Origin of the sequence: Neptuniibacter sp. QD48_55 (assembly GCF_047778115.1) — a bacterium.
Lineage (GTDB): Bacteria > Pseudomonadota > Gammaproteobacteria > Pseudomonadales > Balneatricaceae > Neptuniibacter.
Window position 1 is genome coordinate 2017637 of sequence record NZ_CP180555.1, and the last position, 20752, is coordinate 2038388.

General features: G+C 44.4%; 21 protein-coding genes. 2 read left to right on the top strand and 19 right to left on the bottom strand.

What is annotated here, in order from left to right:
• Positions 1 to 4 precede the first annotated feature (4 nt).
• The 4 genes from menD to ACMXYW_RS09255 form a co-directional block, all read right to left on the bottom strand.
• A complete protein-coding gene (menD, locus tag ACMXYW_RS09240; RefSeq protein ID WP_415903826.1) occupies positions 5 to 1720 on the bottom strand; it encodes a 2-succinyl-5-enolpyruvyl-6-hydroxy-3-cyclohexene-1-carboxylic-acid synthase in 1716 nt (571 codons plus the stop codon).
• Complete coding sequence (locus ACMXYW_RS09245; RefSeq protein ID WP_415903827.1) at positions 1701 to 3119, bottom strand: isochorismate synthase; 1419 nt, start codon at positions 3117 to 3119, stop codon at positions 1701 to 1703. The genes menD and ACMXYW_RS09245 overlap by 20 nt, the downstream gene beginning before the upstream one ends.
• A gap of 310 nt (positions 3120 to 3429) precedes the next feature.
• Positions 3430 to 4167: a DNA polymerase III subunit epsilon gene (dnaQ, locus tag ACMXYW_RS09250; protein WP_415903829.1), complete on the bottom strand. Its 738-nt coding sequence runs from the start codon at positions 4165 to 4167 to the stop codon at positions 3430 to 3432.
• A 175-nt stretch (positions 4168 to 4342) separates the two neighbouring features.
• Positions 4343 to 5275, bottom strand: a complete 933-nt coding sequence (locus tag ACMXYW_RS09255) for a LysR substrate-binding domain-containing protein (RefSeq protein ID WP_415903831.1) — start codon at positions 5273 to 5275, stop codon at positions 4343 to 4345.
• Between the two features lie 105 nt (positions 5276 to 5380).
• Between ACMXYW_RS09255 and ACMXYW_RS09260 the strand changes: the two genes are divergently transcribed.
• Both ACMXYW_RS09260 and ACMXYW_RS09265 read left to right on the top strand, forming a co-directional pair.
• Entirely contained in the window at positions 5381 to 5608 is a 228-nt protein-coding gene (locus tag ACMXYW_RS09260; RefSeq protein ID WP_415903833.1) for a DUF1127 domain-containing protein, read from the top strand.
• Positions 5609 to 5842: 234 nt separating this feature from the next.
• Positions 5843 to 7447 carry an ABC-F family ATPase gene (locus ACMXYW_RS09265; protein ID WP_415884347.1) on the top strand — a complete coding sequence of 535 codons (1605 nt, stop codon included), beginning with the start codon at positions 5843 to 5845 and terminating at the stop codon, positions 7445 to 7447.
• Positions 7448 to 7527: 80 nt separating this feature from the next.
• Here the strand turns inward: ACMXYW_RS09265 and ACMXYW_RS09270 are convergent, their stop codons facing one another.
• The 15 genes from ACMXYW_RS09270 to ACMXYW_RS09340 all read right to left on the bottom strand — a co-directional run bounded on the left by ACMXYW_RS09270 (position 7528) and on the right by ACMXYW_RS09340 (position 20744).
• Positions 7528 to 8658 carry an NAD(P)/FAD-dependent oxidoreductase gene (locus tag ACMXYW_RS09270; protein WP_415905884.1) on the bottom strand — a complete coding sequence of 377 codons (1131 nt, stop codon included), beginning with the start codon at positions 8656 to 8658 and terminating at the stop codon, positions 7528 to 7530.
• A gap of 94 nt (positions 8659 to 8752) precedes the next feature.
• Positions 8753 to 9007, bottom strand: coding sequence for a CDGSH iron-sulfur domain-containing protein (locus ACMXYW_RS09275; RefSeq protein WP_415884340.1), 255 nt, complete (start codon positions 9005 to 9007; stop codon positions 8753 to 8755).
• Between the two features lie 115 nt (positions 9008 to 9122).
• Positions 9123 to 9929 (bottom strand): hypothetical protein, encoded by an 807-nt coding sequence (locus tag ACMXYW_RS09280; RefSeq protein WP_415903835.1) that lies wholly within the window; start codon positions 9927 to 9929, stop codon positions 9123 to 9125.
• Positions 9930 to 9939: 10 nt separating this feature from the next.
• Entirely contained in the window at positions 9940 to 10818 is an 879-nt protein-coding gene (locus ACMXYW_RS09285) for a metal ABC transporter permease (protein ID WP_415903453.1), read from the bottom strand.
• Positions 10818 to 11537 carry a metal ABC transporter ATP-binding protein gene (locus tag ACMXYW_RS09290; RefSeq protein WP_415903837.1) on the bottom strand — a complete coding sequence of 240 codons (720 nt, stop codon included), beginning with the start codon at positions 11535 to 11537 and terminating at the stop codon, positions 10818 to 10820. The genes ACMXYW_RS09285 and ACMXYW_RS09290 overlap by 1 nt, the downstream gene beginning before the upstream one ends.
• On the bottom strand, positions 11537 to 12445 hold the full coding sequence (locus tag ACMXYW_RS09295) for a metal ABC transporter solute-binding protein, Zn/Mn family (protein ID WP_415884336.1): 909 nt from the start codon (positions 12443 to 12445) through the stop codon (positions 11537 to 11539). Before ACMXYW_RS09295 ends, ACMXYW_RS09290 begins: the two co-directional genes overlap by 1 nt.
• Positions 12438 to 12950 (bottom strand): DUF6162 family protein, encoded by a 513-nt coding sequence (locus tag ACMXYW_RS09300; RefSeq protein WP_415903839.1) that lies wholly within the window; start codon positions 12948 to 12950, stop codon positions 12438 to 12440. Before ACMXYW_RS09300 ends, ACMXYW_RS09295 begins: the two co-directional genes overlap by 8 nt.
• Positions 12937 to 13206, bottom strand: a complete 270-nt coding sequence (locus tag ACMXYW_RS09305) for a hypothetical protein (RefSeq protein WP_415903841.1) — start codon at positions 13204 to 13206, stop codon at positions 12937 to 12939. The genes ACMXYW_RS09300 and ACMXYW_RS09305 overlap by 14 nt, the downstream gene beginning before the upstream one ends.
• A 38-nt stretch (positions 13207 to 13244) precedes the next feature.
• Positions 13245 to 14081 carry a DUF4198 domain-containing protein gene (locus ACMXYW_RS09310; protein ID WP_415894715.1) on the bottom strand — a complete coding sequence of 279 codons (837 nt, stop codon included), beginning with the start codon at positions 14079 to 14081 and terminating at the stop codon, positions 13245 to 13247.
• Positions 14081 to 14584 carry a DUF2271 domain-containing protein gene (locus ACMXYW_RS09315; protein ID WP_415903842.1) on the bottom strand — a complete coding sequence of 168 codons (504 nt, stop codon included), beginning with the start codon at positions 14582 to 14584 and terminating at the stop codon, positions 14081 to 14083. Before ACMXYW_RS09315 ends, ACMXYW_RS09310 begins: the two co-directional genes overlap by 1 nt.
• 9 nt (positions 14585 to 14593) lie before the next feature.
• Entirely contained in the window at positions 14594 to 15130 is a 537-nt protein-coding gene (locus ACMXYW_RS09320) for a PepSY-associated TM helix domain-containing protein (protein ID WP_415903843.1), read from the bottom strand.
• Between the two features lie 279 nt (positions 15131 to 15409).
• Positions 15410 to 17356: a TonB-dependent receptor domain-containing protein gene (locus ACMXYW_RS09325; protein ID WP_415903844.1), complete on the bottom strand. Its 1947-nt coding sequence runs from the start codon at positions 17354 to 17356 to the stop codon at positions 15410 to 15412.
• 115 nt (positions 17357 to 17471) lie between these two features.
• Positions 17472 to 18812: a sensor histidine kinase gene (locus ACMXYW_RS09330; RefSeq protein ID WP_415903845.1), complete on the bottom strand. Its 1341-nt coding sequence runs from the start codon at positions 18810 to 18812 to the stop codon at positions 17472 to 17474.
• Entirely contained in the window at positions 18809 to 19534 is a 726-nt protein-coding gene (locus ACMXYW_RS09335; RefSeq protein ID WP_415900883.1) for a response regulator transcription factor, read from the bottom strand. Before ACMXYW_RS09335 ends, ACMXYW_RS09330 begins: the two co-directional genes overlap by 4 nt.
• A 4-nt stretch (positions 19535 to 19538) precedes the next feature.
• Positions 19539 to 20744, bottom strand: a complete 1206-nt coding sequence (locus ACMXYW_RS09340) for a tetratricopeptide repeat protein (RefSeq protein ID WP_415903846.1) — start codon at positions 20742 to 20744, stop codon at positions 19539 to 19541.
• Positions 20745 to 20752: the final 8 nt, after the last annotated feature.

Here is a 20752-nt window from a genome sequence, read left to right on the forward strand (position 1 = left end):
ATGATTAGCCTGTCGAATCAGAAGCTGCGCCATGATTTCTTGAAAACTCATAGAGTGCTTTTATCTGCTGACTACTCTCAGTGGGAGGTACTTGTAACTCGATCATTGCCACTCCATTCGGCTTGAGTAACTCGGTAAGCTGCTGTGTAAATTGCGCTTCGGTGCTAGGTGAATAATGAGGAATATCAAAACTTTTAGCGATATTGCCAAACTCCAAACCATGCGGCAGCTGGAAAAAGTCCCGCTGGACATCACCTAAATTTGCCGCAGGCAGCATGTTAAATATGCTACCGCCATCATTATTAAGCACAATCAATATAAGCGGATAGTCACTAATATGACGGCGTGCGATCATCAAACTGTTTAAATCATGCAGCAACGAGGTATCCCCTAACAAAACTACCATAGGCCTCTCTCGCCCCTGCTGTACACCGCAAGCCGTGGCCAACAGCCCATCAATCCCACTCGCCCCTCGGTTACTAAAGACAGAGAAATCTCGATTAGACTGCAGATCCATCAAGCGAATGCTTAAGCTATTACCGATAAAAAGATCTACGCTATCATCCAGAACATCACATAGAGTCTGCGCTGCTTTCAGTTCACCGAATGAGAGTGAACGCACAAAGGTTCGTGCTTTCTCCAGTATCTGACCGCTCTTTTGCAACAATTGAGCATGATCTGAGTTTTCGATAACTGCGTCCTGACAGTACTCATCTATATCTAAGCAAATCTGGGTGGCCGTTTTAGAGGGATCGAGAGCTAACGCCTGTGGAGATACCAAAATATAGTTTTCAAAATGGCTTTCAGATAGCCAATTCAACAAGCGCTTGCCGACAAGCCGCCCACCAAACTGAATCACCGAGTCGTATTCAGCAAGAAGGTCAGGCTGAGCTTCAAGCACCAATTCAACACTTTGAATAACCAATCGATGCTTCGGCAAATTGCTGTTTATGTCAGCAAGAATTGGGGTATCAAACCGTTCGGCCAATGCCAAAACATGCTGTGCTTGCGAAGAGGTTAAATCACCGGCGACAAGAAGCGTTTTTCCACTTGGTTGGATAGTCTCAGCCTCAAACTTTGAGGAGGTAGGTGACCTCGCCTGATCAAAAACCTGAAGGTATTTGTCTGTATCTAACAGATCCACATCATCTGTTGGATAAAGCGGTTCCCTAAAGGCACAATTAATCTGCACAGGGCCTGACATAGTTGCTTTCTGGTAAGCCCTGACAATTGATGTCAGGTTTTCTGAAATCTCTGCTTCAGAATCTAACGCATCAATCTGACAAAATTCGACAACATTATCCGCAAATATTCCTTTCTGATTAATCGCCTGATTCGCGCCACAATTTAGCAACTCTTCAGGCCTATCAGCAGAGAGCACTATCAACGGTTGTGATGTTTGAAACGCTTCAATGACTGCAGGATATAAATTGGCAACCGCAGTCCCAGATGTAGTGATCACGATGACTGGCTTTGACCGCGCTTTGACAAGACCCAGTGCGAAAAAACCTAAGCCTCGCTCATCAATATGCGTGTGTAATCTCAGCTGCCCCTGCTCTCCATTATTGGTTTTAGACAGAGAAAGCTTGGCAGCCGCAATAACTAAAGGAGCACTTCTAGAACCCGGCGCTATACAAATGTCCTCGACGCCCAACTGAACTAACTGTTCTAGAACAGCAGCGGCCCATAGATTTGTCAGATTAGTGTTGTGCTGTTCCATAAACCACATCGAGAAGAGAGTTAATTTTCGAATCCAGCTCCTGCCATTCCGATTCTGAATCGGAGCCTTCAACCAAACCGACACCAGAAAAACAGTGTAAACGGTTATTCTCCAGTAGCGCAGATCTAATCACGACAGCAAAATCAACAAACTCCCTCTCATCACTATAACTGGCGATTCCAATCCCTCCGCTATACCAACCACGCGCTAAGGACTCATTTGAAGACAGGAAATTCAAGGCGGCATTTCTAGGATAACCCGATACAGCAGGTGTCGGGTGGAGCAGATTTATCAATTCAGCATCATCAATATTACTGTTAAGTTCAGCCGTCACCTTTTGGTAAAGATGCTGAACCTTTTCCAATTTCATAACTTGAGTAGGTTCAAAATCAACCGTGCTACAAACACCTTCAAGCTGCTGCTGTATAAATTGGCTGACCAAGCCATGTTCATTCTGAAACTGAGAGTCATTGAGTAACTTTTGAGCCAACAGTTCATCACTGGCTAAACCGTCCCCTCGCCCAACCGTTCCAGCCAATGACTCGGTACAAAGTTGTTGCCCTTCTCTTTTATAAAGGCGCTCAGGTGAACAGCCCAAAAGGTACTTATCGCCTCTTTGCAGCATAAACGAATAGGTATCTGGATTTACCGCCAACCAACGATTCAATAATTGGTGAACATTCATTGAATCATTGCTAGAGAGAACGAGATCTCTTGCGAGAACAACTTTTTCAACATGCTTTTGATCAATGTCACTCTGAACCTGATCACACAGATCATGCCAATGGACTCTATCGATACTAGAGCATTTTTGAAACTGCAGATCTTCGTCACTATGTTCTGGAAAGGACTGATCCCAATCCAGTGCAAGTAGCAGCCTGATCAGATCATTTTTTGCAGTATTCCATTCAGCCTCACCGTCACATAGAAGGTGAATATGTAGATGACATGCACCTTGAGTTTCACTCAAACAGATCTTCGGTAAAACAAAATAACTGGATGGAAATTCTTGCCATATATCACTCTCATCTTCTTCAGCAAACGAAAACCCGCCAAAGAACCAAGGGAGATACGCTTTTTCAGATTGGCTAAAGATCCGAGATGATAAATTTCTAACTTCAGCAATCGCTTCTGCTGATGAGTCTTTGATTACCTCCACCGCAACACCAAGGCCTGCCAGTACTCGATCCTGATCTCGCTCATGCCAATACATTTGCTGGTGAGAGGTATTGTTGGAAAGAAAGGCAATCAAATCCTGTCGATCAACAGAAACCGAAGCATGGTATATACGATTAGAAATATAAGGTAGGAGGTTAACCTGCTTACACAATGTTGCAACAAAGTCAGGTTGATCCGAGAAATCGATAAGAGATTCTGCAGGCTTTACGATTGTTTGCAAAATATCCTTGGCCTAAAAAGAAATGAATGATCACATTGATCAAAACATAATACCGAATACAAATATGACCACAACAGAGCAGCTGATCTAATGTGCTAAGAAACCCATGTTTCTTTACATTATCTGCTCTGTATCAAACCATGATGTCTATGAGGTAGCCCTTCTCGGAATATTCAAAACCAATAAAGAGAGGCCTATAGATTAAGACCCTCTGAGCTAAATGGACTTTCGAGGGGCTTTCTACATCTATTCATCTGAAACCATCATTGCAGGTTCGCTGAATTGCGCAGTAAAGATGTATTGGTAAGGTTTAATCCGCCTCGACCAATTCCTGGCGCCAAGTGCAGCTGCCACCAGCTTTCTTATCAAGCATGTTTAGGAAAGCTTCGTGCTCGGCTAGCTCTTCATCGGATAAGGTGACCAAAGGTAAGCCTTGTAGTGCATCTGCATGTCTTCTGATTTGCCCTGCATCACCACCAGCCTCATCATCCGACAACGACAAAGAGGTTTGGCCACCTGTCATCAACAGGTAAACATCAGCAAGAATCTCGGCATCCAACAAGGCGCCGTGCAACTCACGATGGGAGTTATCAATACCTAAGCGACGACATAAGGCATCGAGGTTGTTCTTCTGACCCGGGAATTTATCTTTAGCGATCTTGAGGGAGTCGGTGACTTTACAGAGTTCATCGGTGCTCTTCCAACCAGCTCCCAACATACCGAATTCATGGTCCATGAACCCGACGTCGAAAGGCGCGTTGTGTGCAATCATCTCTGAGCCGTCGAGAAACTCGACAAACTCCTGAGCGATTTCAGCAAATTTCGGGCAGTCTTTAACCTGCTCATCAGTGATACCGTGGACCGCGATCGCCTCAGGGTCAATCGGCATCTCTGGGTTGATGTAGACGTGAAAGGTTTTGCCGGTCAGCTTACGGTTGATTACCTCAACACAGCCGATCTCAATAATCCGATGCCCTTGGAAATGCGGACCACTTTCCTGGTTCATACCTGTGGTTTCAGTATCCAGAATCACCAGACGATTCGACATAAATAAGGCCTCTTAATCACTAACTACAATGGCGCGAGTATAACAGAGTATTTTTCTGTAAACAGGTGATCTCGCTATATCTGACTATGTAAGAGATCTTAGCTTCGTTGTTAGATGTACAGACGATCCCCCCTGACGCACGAAGAAATCCAAGAGCTGATAAAACACATTTACCTTAATCATCCATAAGTGAAAATTTATAAGAACCCTTAAATACCTGCCAATGCGCTTCTACGGCTCTAACCTCTTCCATAATCCAATCGGTAAAAGCCATCACTTTAGGCCGTTCAAAATTAGCTTCAGGCGCAACCAGATAGTTAGCATATGGCGAATTCCAGTAACACTTAAGCGGGCAAACTAAATGACCGCGTTCAATATACTCATACACCAGACTATAACGAACCGGCGCAACACCCTGGCCATTCAATGCAGCATCCACCTGAAGGCTAGAATCCAACAACTGCAGAACGACCTGATTTTTGCCCCCCATCTCTCGTACAAATCCAGCATTAACCTGTTTAAGTTCAGGTGAGTCATCAATCAACAAGGGTAAGCTGCCAAGGTTCAGATCAGCACCATCCTTTGTTTGCAAAAGATCGGGGTGACAGACCGAAACGATATAATCTTCGGTGAGAATTTTCTCCATCAGCTGCGTTTTTCCCCCTTCCGCAAAACGAATCGCCAGATCCTGACTATCATCCGAGAAATCATGTAGATCACAGGAAGTAGACACTAAGCAATTGAACTCCGGATAGGCCTGCTGAAATGAACCCAGCCTAGGGATCAACCACCGCGCCGCAAATGAAGGTAGAGAAGTGATCTTAAGCTGATTAGGTGAAGGATCTACCGAAAGCGCTCTACTCCCCTCTTCAATCGCCTTAAACGCCTGCTGGATATGAGGCAGCAAAGCAGCACCAGCCGGAGATAAACGCACCTCACGGTTCAGACGAATAAACAAAGGCTTTGCAAAGTAGTCTTCCAGCAAACGTACCTGCTGGCTAACAGCTGCCTGCGTCACAAACAACTTTTCAGCTGCCACTTTAAAACTGCCATGCTCAGCAGCCACCAAAAAAACACGCAAGGCTTTAAGAGGGGGTAAACGATTCATATCACTTAAGTTTTAGTTAACTGAATAGAAATTTATATCGTTTGTCACTATAGCAACCCAAGACCAATAATACCTACAAATTAAGCATAAACGGAGGATACACAGATGAGCATTCAAGTATGCGAAAACTACCAGCCATCAAAAGAGATTAGAAATAGTTATCCTCTTCCGACAATAGATTTGCATAAGCTGGCATTTACCCTCAAGCAATGGCGACAGAACTACCGCACCCGAAAAGCGCTTTTGAAGTTAAGTGATGAGCAATTGAAAGATATAGATTTAAGCCGCGAACAAGCTCACAAGGAAGCGAGTAAGGCTTTTTGGGTTAGGTAGTAAAAAAACAGCAACTGATTCCCCAAATAGGAACTGCGGTTCCTATTTGGGGTTAAGTAAAACTCATGCTGAGAATGGGAGGAATTGCCCCTATATTGCTACCGATGATTTTTAAATAATTTCAGGTTAATTAATCACCTCTTTCCTCCTCTTTTCTGTTAAAGTTCGCCCCTCTGTCACAGCCCATTTAAGACCGCTGTACATCTTCTAAATTTTTACCCTCAGGACACTCCCTTGATATCCTCTGCGAACATTACAATGCAGTTTGGCGCTGAGCCTTTGTTTGAAAATATTTCGGCTAAATTCGGTAACGGCAATCGTTATGGTTTGATTGGTGCGAACGGCTGCGGCAAATCGACCTTTATGAAGATTCTCAGCGGTGATCTGGTACCAACATCAGGCAACGTGTCTATTACACCGGGTGAAAAGATGGGTGTGCTTAGTCAGGATCAATTTGCCTTTGAGGAATACACGGTTATCGATGCAGTAATCATGGGTGATACTGAACTGTGGAAGGTCAAGCAAGAGCGTGATCGTATTTACGCGCTACCAGAGATGTCCGAAGAAGATGGTATGAAGGTTGGCCACCTGGAAAGCGAATTTGCTGAGATGGATGGTTACACCGCAGAAAGTCGTGCTGGTGACATCCTATTGGAAGCCGGTATTGCTGAGGAATATCATTTTGGCTTGATGAGTCAGGTTGCACCGGGTTGGAAACTGCGCGTGTTATTAGCACAAGCATTGTTTGCTAACCCAGATATTCTGCTGTTGGACGAACCGACCAACAACTTGGATATCCATACGATTAGCTGGCTTGAGTCGGTCCTAAACCAACGCAAGTGCACTATGATCATTATCTCCCACGACCGTCACTTCCTGAATGCGGTTTGTACCCATATGGCGGATATCGATTACGGTGAGCTGAGAATCTATCCGGGTAATTATGACTACTTCCTAGAAGCATCCTCTTTGATCCGTGAGCAGCTGTTAACGGAAAATGCGAAAAAGAGTGCTGAGCTGGATGAACTACAAGCGTTTGTAAATCGCTTTTCTGCCAATGCCTCTAAAGCTAAGCAGGCAAGCTCGCGGGCTAAGAAGATGGAGAAGATAGAACTGGATGAAGTTAAAACCTCCAGCCGACAGATCCCTTCCATCACTTTAAAGCAGGATAAAAAGTTGCATCGTCAGGCGCTGATTCTGGAAGATGTCGGCCACGGTTTTGAAGACAATAAATTATTCGAAAACGGTAATTTGATTCTAGAAGCCGGAGCTAAGCTTGCCGTTATCGGCGAGAACGGTGCCGGTAAAACTACTTTCTTGCGCTGCTTAGTGGACGAATTGCAAGCGAACGAAGGTACCATCAAATGGTCTGAGAATGCAGTCATTGGTTATTGCCCGCAAGATAGCAGTGCTGATTTTGATTCTGATCTAACCCTATTTGAGTGGATGTCTCAGTGGCGTACACCTAAGCATGATGATCTGAAAGTTCGTGCAATGTTAGGCCGGTTACTCTTTACGGCTGACGACTTTAATAAGAAAGCGAAAGTCTGTTCCGGTGGTGAAAAGAACCGCTTACTGTTCGGCAAAATGATGATGATGGATTTGAACGTCCTAATCATGGATGAGCCAACCAACCACATGGATATGGAAGCGATCGAAGCGCTCAACAATGCTTTGCTAGGCTTTGATGGTACTTTGATCTTTGTCAGCCATGACCGTGCATTTGTATCCTCATTGGCAACGCATATTATCGAAATTAAAGATCAGCAGATGATCAACTTCCACGGCACTTTCGATGAGTATATGGATAGCCAGAAAATGGCTGCTCAAGTTGCTTAACAGCCTTCATAGATACCAATAAAAAAAGGGCTTGATTAAATCAAGCCCTTTTTCGTTTTATGCTCTTCAACCAAGCACAACTAAACCACCTGCCCAGCTGCAAAACCTGATGCCCAAGCCCATTGGAAGTTATGACCGCCAAGGTGTCCAGTTACATCTAAACACTCACCAATAAAGTACAAACCCGGTGCTTTTTTAGCTTCCATGGTTTTCTGGTTGATCTCGTTGGTATCGATGCCACCTAGGGTCACTTCCGCTGTACGGTAACCTTCGGTACCGGAAGGTTTGATCTTCCACTCACGGAAAGCGCTGTTGATCGCATCTAGGTCTTTATTGGATTGGTTACCCATAATGCCGCTAAAGCCGAATAGCTGGCAGAGGATCTGAGCCATACGCTTGCTCATCTGCTGCGCCATGATGGTAGTAATTTCCGCTTTTGGACGCGCTTCGCGTTGCTCTTTTAACCATGCAAGCAGATCAAACTCAGGGAACAGGTCTATCTCCACTTCGCCGCCCGGTTGCCAATAGGAGGAGATCTGTAAAATAGCAGGACCACTTAAGCCACGATGGGTAAAAAGCATGCTTTCGACAAAGCTGGTTTTACCAATCGTCGCTTTGACTTTATGAGATACGCCCGAGAGTTCTTTAAGAACTTCTTTCTCTTTTGGCTGTAGCGTAAAAGGAACTAGCGCTGCTGTTTTAGGTAGCACTTTTAGATCGAACTGCTCCGCAATATCGTAGGCAAAACTGGTAGCTCCGCCATTGGGAATCGATAAACCACCGGTCGCAATTACAACGGATTCAGCTTTGATCGGACCAGATGAGGTTTGCAGTAAATAGCCCTCTTCCTGCGGCTCGATACCATTGACGCTCAGCTCGGTACGGATCTCATTACCCGCCCATTCTGATTCGGTCATTAAAACCCGAAGAATCTCTTTACTGGATTCATTACAGAACAATTGGCCGAGTGTTTTTTCGTGATATTCCACACCATGACGATCAACCAGATCGATAAAGTCCTGCGCTTTATAACGACTGAGAGCAGATTTACAAAAATGAGGATTCTGCGAAAGGAAGTTAGCGGGACCGTTATGAATATTGGTGAAGTTACAACGTCCACCGCCGGACATTAGGATTTTTCGGCCAACTTTTTTAGTGTGTTCGATAACAAGAACAGAACGTCCTCGATAACCAGCAGTAGCGGCACACATCAGGCCTGAAGCTCCGGCTCCGATAATTACTACATCGTACTGTGTCACACGCTTTCTCCACTGGTTTGAAAGCGCGCTATCTTACCACAAGCTATTATTTTTCAGGTTTGTTTTTATGGCTACCGTCGCAGAGTGGCTGTGTTTTTGTTTGCTTGCACATACAAAGCCAAACCTCACCATCCTCTTCGGCTTCAAAGACGACGGGATCTATTCCTGTGCCTTGATGAGAGCCATCACAAAACGGTTGATCACCCGAGCGACCACAAGCACACCACGCATAAGTCTGCCCCGCTTCTAAGTGAATTTTGACTGGGGCATCTGCTGCCCTATGAACGGGTGAATGAGACATCGTTATGCTCCTCTACTGAATATTCCGCCGTCCTTAGCAGCATTTAGGGCTATCGCTATATTCAGTAAACGTAGAAGAGCAATTTCAAATGTTCAAATTTAGAACAATACAATTATTAATGCTGAAGCGCTTGATCAAGCTGATTAAGATTATTTGATAGCCACCGTGCAAGATCCATTTTCAGTGGTTTGGTCGCTGTATCCACCAGCCATAAACCCGATTGCGGCTTGAGCTTTTTGCTCTTAGGTTTGATCTGTAATGCCTCGCCACATTGCTCTTCCACTGGCAAGTAAGTGGCTTGTGCTAGCGGTTGAAGCTTGGTGTTGTCGAGACAAACAGCGACAACATCATACTCAAGCAATGTCTCATCTAACTTAAGAGCATAATCACTGATCTGTTTTTGCAGTGCCATTTGGTTTGAACGAATAGTCTGTGCCTGATCAGGCCAGATACGCTGAAATTCACGCGCAACGATCTGACTCATTACACGAAGATTATCAGGCGCTAACCAAAAGTACGTACTCTGCTCTAGGTCTTGAGCACTTAAACTTACTTGGGCCCCACCCGGCAGAATTTCTTGCGCTGCATCTACATTGATAACACGAACATTGGTCGCTCTCAGATGCTTAAACAAAGCGTATTCCGGCCAAATCGACTCAATCGATACGACAGCAGTCACAGGACCTTGTTTTGAGATAGCCGCGCCACTTTTATGTTTTAGCCAGTTGTTAATTCGGGACACTGGTAAACGTTTTGGTGGCAGATAAATCGCCTCAATATCCGTACCCTCAAGCAGGGCTTGGTTTATGGCATGGATAATAGGCATTGCCGACGCAACACGTGGAGGCTCTGCCTTATTTTCAGCGACAGAATAACCCGACAACGCCAGCATTAAAGCAGTCAAAATCAGCTTAATTTTCATAACAGGAACTCTAAGCAAAACTACGAATACGATTAGTAATAACAGCCAACACAAATCCCAAACTGGCCAATAACACAATAGCCGCCCCGGATGGTACGGGTAGCTCTAAGGCCATAGGTAAGATGATTCCGGCCAAACAACAAATGGTTGAAAGCAGGATATTGGTCCAGAAGAACTGTCTGATATTTCGGGTAATTAAACGAGCGGTTGTTGCTGGGATCAACAACATCGCCCCTACAAGAATAGCTCCGGCAATTTTCACGGCCGCAACGGTAATTAGAGCAATTAGTACAACAAATGCATAATCGAACAAACGCGTGTTAATACCATTCACTTGCGCCAGCTCTGGGTTCAACGAAGCAAGCAAAGCCTGATTACCGAAACAAACCGTTAGTAATAGACAAATTGCACCTATCACCGCGAGAATGAAGAGATCCTGATCCTGCACGGTCAGTATCGAGCCGAACAATACGTTCTCAAGAATATGAACATTCACCTTACGCGCCACATAAAGCAGCAAGGCTGCGCCCATTGCGATAGCCACTGCTAGGAATACACCAACAAGTGCATCATAAGGTACTTGAGTACGGCTTTTGATCCAGTGGAGCAACAAGGCAAAGATAAGACAGAAACTAAATAGCGACGCATAAGGATGCGCTGCAGGCTCGCCCAACAAGATACCAATCGCGATACCTGTTAAAGCTGCGTGACCTACTGCTTCAGAGAAAAAAGCCAGACGTTTGATTACCACCAAACTGCCCATGCCCCCAAGAAGAGGACCAATAATGAGTGCAGCTACTAAGGCATTGATCAAAAATCCATATTCGAAGATGCTTGGCAGCGTACCTTGAGCCTGCATTTCAAAGGCCCAGTTGCGTAATGCTTCCATCAGGCTACTGCCTCCATCTCTCTCTTTGAGGATGAATCAAATGAAGCCCCAACAATGCCAAGATCGACTTCACTTGGAAGCCCCATATCAACTAAACCGCCGTTAATAAGCAACACGTTATCGGCATGTTCTCTGACAAATCCCATATCATGATGAACTACCACCAGGGTTTTACCTTGCTCTCGAAGATTGAGCATCAGATCAGTAATCAATGCTTGGCCTTCAGCATCTAGACCCGTCATGGGCTCATCTAAGAACCAAAGATCTGACGATCGGCTTAGCGCTTGCGCAAACATCAAGCGCTGCCTTTCACCACCAGATAACTGTCCAAGTTGTAGTTCTGCTTTGCCCTGTAAGCCAACGGTTTCTAATAATTCCAAAACAGTATCTTGAGTCTCTGTACGTCGACGAAAGAACACCGGTTTGCGGCTTAAACCGGCAATGAGGAAGTCTGAAATTGTTACAGGTAAGACTTGGTCAAATCGCGGCTGTTGCGGGATGTACGCAGGCCTTTGCGCTTTATTCATCCAAGCGCGTTGTATTTCGCCTTGATGGGGAGTTAAACCTAACATGGATTTTAGCAACGAGGTTTTACCTGCACCGTTAGGACCAACCAGCAGGTGCATTTTGCCGGCACATAATTCAGCTGAGATAGGCGATAAAATCTGATTACCTGCAATGCTCAGGCTTACATTATCCAACTTAATTGAAGGCCCCATTATGCGGCTCCTTCATCGGCCAATGCACTTTTAAGCGCCTTAACTAAAGTTTTTAAGTTGTGCTCCATCTCACGATAAACAAGTTCAGCGTCGTACTCGCCGAATGTCAGATGTGAAAAATGGTACAGCCCTATCCCCGTTGCTTTTTCTACCGTCTCCACATAGCGATAATCCATGTTTAGCTCGGTAAATAGCACTTGTACTTGGGCATCACGAATACGGTCGATCGTTCCTTGAAGCTGACTCGCACTTGGCTCTACCCCATGGGCAGGCTCGATCACTGTGTCGATGCCGATTCCAAATTCCTGCAAAAAATAACCGTAAGCGTTATGGGTACTCGCAATGCGAATACCACTCAAATCTAAGCCGTTCAGCGCTTGGGTATATTGGTTCTTCAGCGTTCTAAGCTTGCGCGCGTATTGCACCGCATTTTTCTTATAGAACTTGGCATTATCTGGGTCTAATTCACCAAGGTTTTTAGCAATGGTATAGACCTGACGGATAGCCGCACTGATCGACACAAAAGTGTGAGGGTTCCAGGCGCCAACGGTATTTTCGGCAGCTAATAGAGGTACATCCTGATTAGCCAGAATCACCTTAATCTTTTTACGCTGCTTACCGTTTTGAGCTTCCAACGCTTCAAGTGCTCTAAACGCAAATTCATCATGCCCGATGCCATTCACCACCAAGGCATCCATGGTCATTAAACGTTTGAGATCGGCTGGTTGAAGCTCATAACTATGAGGGTTAAAACCGGCATCAACCAAAGGAACAATCTCCGCTCTATCCTTAACGATATTAGCAACGTAGGCGTAGTATGGATGTAGCGTGATACCAACCTTCAATGGCTCTGCCATCAACGCGCTGGAAAACAAAAATAAAGAAAATGTAATTAAACGCTTAATCATGAGTGGAAGCCGTTTCCCAGTTTGTTAACTGATCGCAATTTGGAGTATTTACAGCGGTTTGTCGCCAATAGATCTCGGAATGATCATTGTGTATTTTCAAGACAAACTCGCGGGAGCCTTCTTTGGAGGAGCGACCGAAATAGCAAACAGAATCGAGAAGGTTCCACGAGTAGGCAGCGAAAGTACCGTTACTGTCAGCAAACGGCGGTAGTTCTTGTTCGATCAGTTCTGAAACCGCAGGAAGACTGCCATCATCGGATAGAAACATAATCTCATCGGCAGCATTTCTTAAGGCGGTCAAAACTGCTTTGCCTTCAACATCAAGCTCAAGATGTTTTTGCGGCGCTAAACTCGGAGCCTGATTATTCTGCAAAACGTAGCTTGCGATAGAAAGAATGATCACGATACTGCCGATCAACCAGTAACTCTCGATACGTCCATTATCAGGCCTAACAACCTCAACAGTTCCGTCTCCTTCCAGTGCTGAGGTTTTAAAGCTCGCCATAATCAACCTCTACCGGAAACTCATGTCCGGAATCGAACTGAATATAGAACTCACCTTCAGGTTGTATGAAGCGAACTTGAGAGAACTTATCGGCTTTTTTAGAGACCAGTAAGGTCTCATCGTAGTCATAGAGCTTAACTGGCTTACCCACTGCTTTAGTGCCATCACTAAAACCGACATGGCATAGAATTTCAGCCGATTCTTGCTCGCAAGTCATAACTGGATAATGCGCAAGTGCAGATGCACTTGCGCTCATTAATATCCCTATTAGTCCGTATTTTGTTGCTTTAAGCATTACTCAGGTAAAACCTCAAAACTTACGAAACGGATCGCATATTGGTAGTCAGCCAGATCACTCTTAATTGGGCTTTTTAAATCAGCGCCAACTAACCATGGGCCTGCTTGCTCTGGTGTGAAGATGATTTTGCCATCTTTAGCCGTAGTAACCGGAATAGCACCACGTTCGCTGCGGTACTTAGTTCCAGCAGGAGTCACTTCAACATCAACACCCGCCACTGGCTTACCATCCAATAGCATGGTGAATTCAACTTCTTCACCCACAACAATATCGTTTGGATGTGTATCTAACTGCATCTCTAATCCCTTGCCTTTGACCTCAGTCACAAGGTCTGTAGGCGCGTTATTAGTGATGTACGTTGCAGTTACCATATCGATCAATAAGGTAGAAACATCGCGAGCATTTTTAGGTAGACGCTCTTTCGCTTCGATCTTATCCGCCATCATGCGCTTAGGGGTGTCACGCTTACCCGATTTATAGCTAGTAAAATAGTAAGGTTGGCGCTTACCTTCGATTTTGTAAGTACCAGGCTGATCGATATACAGATCAAATACACTACGACGATGGCCTTTAAAATAACTGCCCAGCGCGTTGCGATCGCCATCAGGAGAAAAAACAAGGAAGTGATCTAGCGGCACACCTTTATCAAAACCAAAAACAGTATGAGAGGCACTTACATCAGCAGTGATCCATTCACCCTGCCCCTCTTCCGTTGATACAGTAAATTCACTTGGCAATATCCATAATGGATGTGCTTGAGCTACTGCTGACACGCCTAAAGCGCTCGCTAAAAGGCATCCTTTAATTGTGCGGCCTAGTTGTTTAATCATCATTATTTACTCTCTCCAATACTGATACTAACTGGGCCTAGCTCTGCACCGGCATCCAGTTTATAAACCTGTTGTCCCTCACCTAAGGAAACCTTCTGTTTCAACAGCGTACGATCACCGTGTTCACGAACCGCTTCTAAATACAGAGTGTATTCCCCTGCTGGAAGTGCTTTACCTTGGTTATCGGTTCCATCCCATTTCAATGTGTAGCCACCAGGAGCACGGGTAGCCCCTGTCACGCCATCTACCGCTTGACCATAGCGACCCGCTTTACGCCACCAGCGACGGATATCCTTAAGCCATTTTTTATCGTCAAACCAAACACTGATAGTACTTACCGCTTTGCGCTGGCCTTTTTGTTCTACCCATACAGCAACAAAGGGACGCTGATATTTAGACGTCGCTATTTGCGGGATGGTTAACTCAATTTGATGTGTATCTGCGGCAATGGCTGAATGACTCATTAGCCCTACGCTGAAACATGCTGCGCACATTAGTTTTTTCATTAAATTTCCTTAAGCCATCAAAAGCCAAACATAACCAAGTGCCATTGAGCCGGTACCAATAAGGCTCATAGCAAAGAGCTTGTTGCGTTTTTTCTTTTGCGGGATGACTAACCAAAAGCCAGTTAAAGTAAAAATCAGCATCAGCAGTGCGGAAATATCGATAAATCCGCGCCACAACTCGCCACTGTATCGCCCCATATGAAGATCATTTAACGTCGCAACAACACCGTAATTTTGTTGCTCAACGATGACTTCACCGGCTTCAACGTCGGCCTCTACGATGCTGTAACCACCTGGACGTTTAATATCTATAACGAGGAAACGCTCCTCTGCTTCCCATTCGTAACTTACTTTGTTGCCATAGATGCCATGCTCAGCACTAAGCCATTTACGCAGCTGATTAGCCTGGTCAAGCGGTTCTGTATCCCATATCCCCTCAACTAAAAGAGAATCTGGCATATCTACCGTTAACTGTTTCGGAGCATCAGCACTTTCAAACCAATCTCGGTGGTTTAACGTGATACCCGTGACCGTAAAAAAAAGCATGATCACGAGCATGAACATAGAGGTATAACTATGAAGCCAGCGGACCAACCGATTAGACTTAGATTTCGACTGGGATTTAGATTTAGACTTGGACTGAGTCTTCACGTTTGGCTGTTGTGTAAGGATCTGGTTCATTGGAAAGACAAAAGAGAATCAAAACCATTACGATAAACGATTCTCTTTATAAGGCTTTAATATCGTTACAATCTTTACAGAAAAAGCAGCGCCCTACTTCGTAGAGCGCTGCCACCTTAAATCCCTGAAGGGGGAAGGGATAGATTAGAACGTATAAGCCGCAGTTAACTTAAAGTTACGACCAGGCTCGTAATCGTTTAGGTGAAGGTCACCAAATAGAGGGTGAAAACTGTCACCGATACGTGAAGCATGGGATGTGTAATGCTCATCAAAGATATTTTCTACGCCGAAGGTCAGATTAAGACCATCAACCTGCTTTGGTGTCCAACGAGCGGAGATGTTATGTACATCATAAGATGGTTTATCAAAGTGCTCTTCTTTGATCGTTACAAGCGAGGTCCAGTTAACCGCTAGATCTTGTGCTGGCATGTGGTAATCAAGTCCCAAAGAGATGCTATCACCCACTTGGCGGCCTAATGGCTCGTCCGTGACATCATTAGCTGATTCTGAATGCGCATAAGTAAAGCGAGCATCAAAGTTACCTTTACTTAGACCTAAGCTAGTTTCAAAACCTTGGATACGATAGTCACCAATGTTTTGCAGAGCATTACTACCATCATCGATGTAATCATCCACATCTGTACGGAAGATGGTTAAAGCAAAATTCAATCGATCCAAACCAAAACGTTGACGATCTTCAAAGGTGATACCAATTTCCGAGTTTAAACCTGTTTCAGGCTTCAATTCGGTATTCTCTACAGTAGATGCGGGAACGAACACTTCGGATAAGTTAGGCCCTTGGAAAAGCTCTGTAGCACTCGCTCGTACAGACCAAGCGTCAGTTAGCGGATAAACAGCATTCAAACCAAATGTTGTTTCAGTAAATGTTTCATCAGATACAGCTGTATCTAGCTTATATCGGTTATAACGAACACCCGGTGTCAGCGCTAGACCGTTAGAAAATTCGATTTCATCTTCAATGTAAGCTGCGTAAGACTTTGCTTTTTCGGTGTTTACAGTAACCGAATCATCTTGCAATTTGGTTTTCTGACGGTAAACCTCAAAACCATAGCGGACATTATGCGTAAGCTCTTCACCTGAAATAATAGATTCAGCAAGAACATTCACACCACGGTGATTCGCTTCACCTTCACGATAACGATAGGTTGCAAAAGTGTTATCGTCCTCGTCACGCCATAAATTCATATCGTTTTCGTAGACAGTGGCACGTAGGTTCAGCATGTCACCAAGATCAAGCTCGTAACCTAGAGTGATTGTTTGACGCTCAAATTCTGTTGGGTATACAGTCGTACCTGTGATTGATGAATTAGTCGCAGCGCCCATATCAGCACGAGGCGCATAGTCACCTTCATCAGTGTACTTGTCATAACTCAATTCGATGCGGTTAGACTCATTAATATCAAGGCCAAACTTAACTAAGCCATTCTTAATATCACCGTCATTACCAACGCTTTCAACACCTGCGCCATCTTCCGGGTTGTCGCGGTTTACGTCATTGAAGTAAACAATGGCGTCTAACTGATCGTTTAGTTGGCCATAGGCAGTAACAGAATAATTATGGTAATCATTGCTAGCATAGCCAGCACTGATACGTGCGCCTACTTGCTGACCATCACGCAAAAGATCCTTTGCATCTTTTGTTTCAAAAGCGACGCCACCTGAAAGGCCACCAGTCAAAACTGAGTTGGTACCTACCTGGAGATCAACAGCTTTTAGAATATCCGCATTAATTAACAAGTTACCCATATGGTGGTAAACGTTGTTGTTCTGCTTTGCTCCATCAATCGTAATATCAAGATCGTAGTCTTCCATACCACGAATATTGATTCGCTGATTAAGGGAATGAGCACCACCTATATCTACACCTGCCTGATTTCGAAGCAGATCACTCAGATGGTCTGCTTGCTTAATCTCAATATCATCACTCAACATCGTCGAAGCATTACTGATCTGAGTACCCCAAACTTGTACTTTTTGACCTTCAACTGCTGACGAATCTGCCCATGTTTGAGTTGCTATACCAATGGCTAAAACCAATGGCAATTTCTTAGCGCAAATATGCGTTTTCATTATTCATACCACTTAATCTAAATGCGAATCGAGTGCATTATTCATTAGATACAAAGTAGCAGTTACAAGATTTACACTTCTTACAAAAATAACGCTAATATTTGGAGGGTTTTATTTAACGAGGTAGCTTGATATTGATATCCAGCCCACCGTATGGGTTCAGGCTCGCCTTGATAGAACCACCCAGCATTTGAATTTGCCGCTGGCATAAAGCTAAACCTAATCCAGCCCCGCCAACATCACGACTGCGGGCCTTATCAGTACGGTAAAAAGGGTCGAAGATCTTAACAAGATCATTTTCGGGCACACCCGGTCCCCGATCAGATACACAGATATTCAGCTCATTACCCTTTTCAGAGCAAGTCAGCTCAACGGGTTGATCAGCGGGACTATATTTCATCGCATTTCTTACCACGTTCTCTAATGCTTGAGAAAGCGCTTGTTGCGATGATTCTGAAACGTTCAGAGTTTTAGCATAGTTACGGATTAGTGTTCGGCCAGAGTATTCAAAAAGCGCATCGTCACATATCAGATCCAGTAAGGTAGCTAGATTAAACGCTTCACTTAGCTCAACTTCTGGATCTCCATCTAGCCATGCTAGGGTCAACGCATCTTCAACCAACTGATGCATTTGATCTACTTCACGTTGAAGCCTAGGTAAAAGCTCCTTAGATTTTTCTTGATCATCCCGGCATATCTCAATCGCTAGCCCGATTCGCGTCAGCGGAGTTCTCAATTCATGCGATAGATCACCCAAAAGCTGTCTCTGAGAATTAACCAAACGCTCTACCCTTGCAGCCATACTGTCAAAAGATTCGGCAACTTGGGTTAATTCGTCTTTACGATTATCAGGCAGATTTGGCAACACACGTGCAGAAAGATCGCCTGAAGCTAATTTTAAGGTGCCCTGATTTAAGGCCTCTAAAGGCCGCATTAGGTATCTATAGGCTATCCAGCAAAAAATCAGAATGATGAAAGAAGGAATTACAATGGTCAGTAGGCTGTGCACTAGATCAGTATCAACCTTTGGATACATCTTTCTTGGTAGCTCAATTACAAAGGTACCGGTTTGCTGTTCTAAAGGAATTCCAATGAGCACATTTTCCATGAATTCATGAACTGGCCAGTACACATATCGCTGAAAGCCTATTTTGCTTTGTAAAGCCTCAGGAATGGGTTGACTAGAGATAATGGTGTTATCTGCAGTTACTAATGCAGACCAGGTACGTAAATCTTTTTCGACTTGCTCCGTGAGTTGGAGAACAGATTTTGCGCCTTCAGTTTTAAATCGCTCGCCAGCGTCCTTAGCTAAAGATTTTAACCTCTCCTGACTATCTTCAGATATTTCAGTCATCCCAATAGTCACTTCATAAGAGAGATGGTGAAGACTAGAAAAGATAATCAATGATACAGCCAATAAGCTAAAGCTAAGCTGCCAGAATAATCTCCGGCTCATTGATAACAATATCCTTGACCACGAACCGTTTTAATCTTCTGTTCGTCAACAAGTCCCGCCATCTTCGAGCGAAGATTACTAACATGCATATCTAAACTTCGGTCGTAACGACTAAAAGGCTTACTCAGAATTAACTGATAAAGATAAGGCTTTGTCAGTATTTCATCTTTATGGGTGATAAATGTTTTTAAAAGATCATGTTCGATCGGTGTCAGTTCAATATCGCCGTCATCTGACTGTAAACATTTTTTCTTGGAATTTAGCTTAATAGCACCGTCTGCTAAAACGCCATCGGATTTATCAATTTTGTTAGGTTTACTTCGTCGAAGTAACGCCTCAACCCTAAGCAACAGCTCAGTCATATTGAACGGCTTTGGCAGATAATCATCCGCACCACCCTTAAACCCTTCAATACGATCTTGCTCAGCACCACAAGCAGACAACATAACAACGGGAGTATCGCGATATTTGCGTAAACGCTGTAGAACTTCTAAACCATCTAATTCAGGTAGCATTTTATCTAGAAGAATCAGATGAAAGTTCTGATTTATAGCGGTAACCAAACCCTCCCTTCCGGTGAAGCTTTGAACCGTATGGTAGCCCTGTTTTTTTAACAGCTCCGAAACAGAGTTACTTACCTCGCGATCATCCTCGATCAAGAGGATACGTGCTGGATTAAAATTCTTGATCCCTTCAAGGGCCTTAACCGGTGCTGATGTCATAGGTTCAACCTTTTGCCTGAAGATCCATTTCCATCTGGTCTAGATACCGAATCCAATTCGCTGCCATTTTCCCGTATTTAGCATCGCCTTCTGCCGCTGCTAAAGATATTCTCGCTTGCTCAAAATGCTTTTGATTGATTTGAGCGATACCCTGCATCAACTTAATCTGAGCTACTTTTATAGGTTTGCGCTTCAACAGATTAGCAAGCGTTTTCTCTGCTTGATCCCACCGTTTCTCTTGCAGCTGAATCTGCGCCAGCTGTAAAGATACTTTCTCACTTGGTGCGATACTGTTTAGCTTCGAAAGCACGTTAATCGCCTTAGGCTTCTCTTGCGCCCGAATCCAAGCACTGCTTAACAGCCTTAAGTTTTTGCTGTTTTGCTTGATCACACCTTTTTGGAAACCTTGCTCGATTACTCTAGCGGCATGATAAGGAATACCCGAACGAAGCATTAATTGCGCGAGTAGCTCATAATCCTTGGCTGACACTAACAACTTCCGTTCGTAGCCCAATCGCTGAGTAGCCAGTGCAGATTTTCGATCCCCTGCTTGTATTTGCAGAGAAACCAACTGACGCCATTGCTTGGGATTAGAGGAGTAATGTTGAATCACAACTTGCTGCTGTTTAGCTGCCTGCTTCCACTGCTTCAGCTCAATATGCGCCGCTATTTTCAGCTGATACCAGCTTTCTGGTGCAATGCCTTTGTAACGAATCGCTTTAGTGATGTGCGGTAACAGGGATTTCCAACGCTTCAGCTGACTATAAGCTTGAGCCATCATCAAATGGTCATTCGCTTTTACCGAAACCCCAGGGCTAGCCATCCACTGTTGAAGATTAGAAACACAGCTTTTCCAAGCTTCCTGCATACAATAGAGCTGACCCAGAGTCCGCAATAGATTAATCTGCTGTGCATCAGGCAAGGCTTTTAAAGCTTGGGTCGCTTTCAGATATTTTATTGCAGAGGAATAACGCTCCTGCTGGAGGGCAACTTGAGCAAGATTATGCTGCACAAGCGCTTTAGCATAATCAGACTTAACCTTTTGCTCAGCAGCCAACAATTGCTGATTCGCTTGTTTCCATTGCCCCGCCTCCATTGATTTAAAGGCAGCATTTAGCTGTTTGTATTCATAAGCAGATAGAGCAGGTTTCGCCGCATGCCCCTGAAGAGCAAACAACAAAAAACAAACTGTAATTAATGATCGCAACATTTTTCTAA

What these genes read in the sequence shown, in the direction of transcription:
- menD (WP_415903826.1), bottom strand. Translation starts at nt 1,720, where the DNA reads ATGGAACAGCACAACACTAATCTGACAAATCTATGGGCCGCTGCTGTT.
- dnaQ (WP_415903829.1), bottom strand. Translation starts at nt 4,167, where the DNA reads ATGTCGAATCGTCTGGTGATTCTGGATACTGAAACCACAGGTATGAAC.
- ACMXYW_RS09255 (WP_415903831.1), bottom strand. Translation starts at nt 5,275, where the DNA reads ATGAATCGTTTACCCCCTCTTAAAGCCTTGCGTGTTTTTTTGGTGGCT.
- ACMXYW_RS09260 (WP_415903833.1), top strand. Translation starts at nt 5,381, where the DNA reads ATGAGCATTCAAGTATGCGAAAACTACCAGCCATCAAAAGAGATTAGA.
- ACMXYW_RS09270 (WP_415905884.1), bottom strand. Translation starts at nt 8,658, where the DNA reads ATGTGTGCCGCTACTGCTGGTTATCGAGGACGTTCTGTTCTTGTTATC.
- ACMXYW_RS09275 (WP_415884340.1), bottom strand. Translation starts at nt 9,007, where the DNA reads ATGTCTCATTCACCCGTTCATAGGGCAGCAGATGCCCCAGTCAAAATT.
- ACMXYW_RS09280 (WP_415903835.1), bottom strand. Translation starts at nt 9,929, where the DNA reads ATGAAAATTAAGCTGATTTTGACTGCTTTAATGCTGGCGTTGTCGGGT.
- ACMXYW_RS09285 (WP_415903453.1), bottom strand. Translation starts at nt 10,818, where the DNA reads ATGGAAGCATTACGCAACTGGGCCTTTGAAATGCAGGCTCAAGGTACG.
- ACMXYW_RS09290 (WP_415903837.1), bottom strand. Translation starts at nt 11,537, where the DNA reads ATGGGGCCTTCAATTAAGTTGGATAATGTAAGCCTGAGCATTGCAGGT.
- ACMXYW_RS09295 (WP_415884336.1), bottom strand. Translation starts at nt 12,445, where the DNA reads ATGATTAAGCGTTTAATTACATTTTCTTTATTTTTGTTTTCCAGCGCG.
- ACMXYW_RS09300 (WP_415903839.1), bottom strand. Translation starts at nt 12,950, where the DNA reads ATGGCGAGCTTTAAAACCTCAGCACTGGAAGGAGACGGAACTGTTGAG.
- ACMXYW_RS09305 (WP_415903841.1), bottom strand. Translation starts at nt 13,206, where the DNA reads ATGAGCGCAAGTGCATCTGCACTTGCGCATTATCCAGTTATGACTTGC.
- ACMXYW_RS09310 (WP_415894715.1), bottom strand. Translation starts at nt 14,081, where the DNA reads ATGATGATTAAACAACTAGGCCGCACAATTAAAGGATGCCTTTTAGCG.
- ACMXYW_RS09315 (WP_415903842.1), bottom strand. Translation starts at nt 14,584, where the DNA reads ATGAAAAAACTAATGTGCGCAGCATGTTTCAGCGTAGGGCTAATGAGT.
- ACMXYW_RS09320 (WP_415903843.1), bottom strand. Translation starts at nt 15,130, where the DNA reads ATGCTTTTTTTTACGGTCACGGGTATCACGTTAAACCACCGAGATTGG.
- ACMXYW_RS09325 (WP_415903844.1), bottom strand. Translation starts at nt 17,356, where the DNA reads ATGAAAACGCATATTTGCGCTAAGAAATTGCCATTGGTTTTAGCCATT.
- ACMXYW_RS09330 (WP_415903845.1), bottom strand. Translation starts at nt 18,812, where the DNA reads ATGAGCCGGAGATTATTCTGGCAGCTTAGCTTTAGCTTATTGGCTGTA.
- ACMXYW_RS09335 (WP_415900883.1), bottom strand. Translation starts at nt 19,534, where the DNA reads ATGACATCAGCACCGGTTAAGGCCCTTGAAGGGATCAAGAATTTTAAT.
- ACMXYW_RS09340 (WP_415903846.1), bottom strand. Translation starts at nt 20,744, where the DNA reads ATGTTGCGATCATTAATTACAGTTTGTTTTTTGTTGTTTGCTCTTCAG.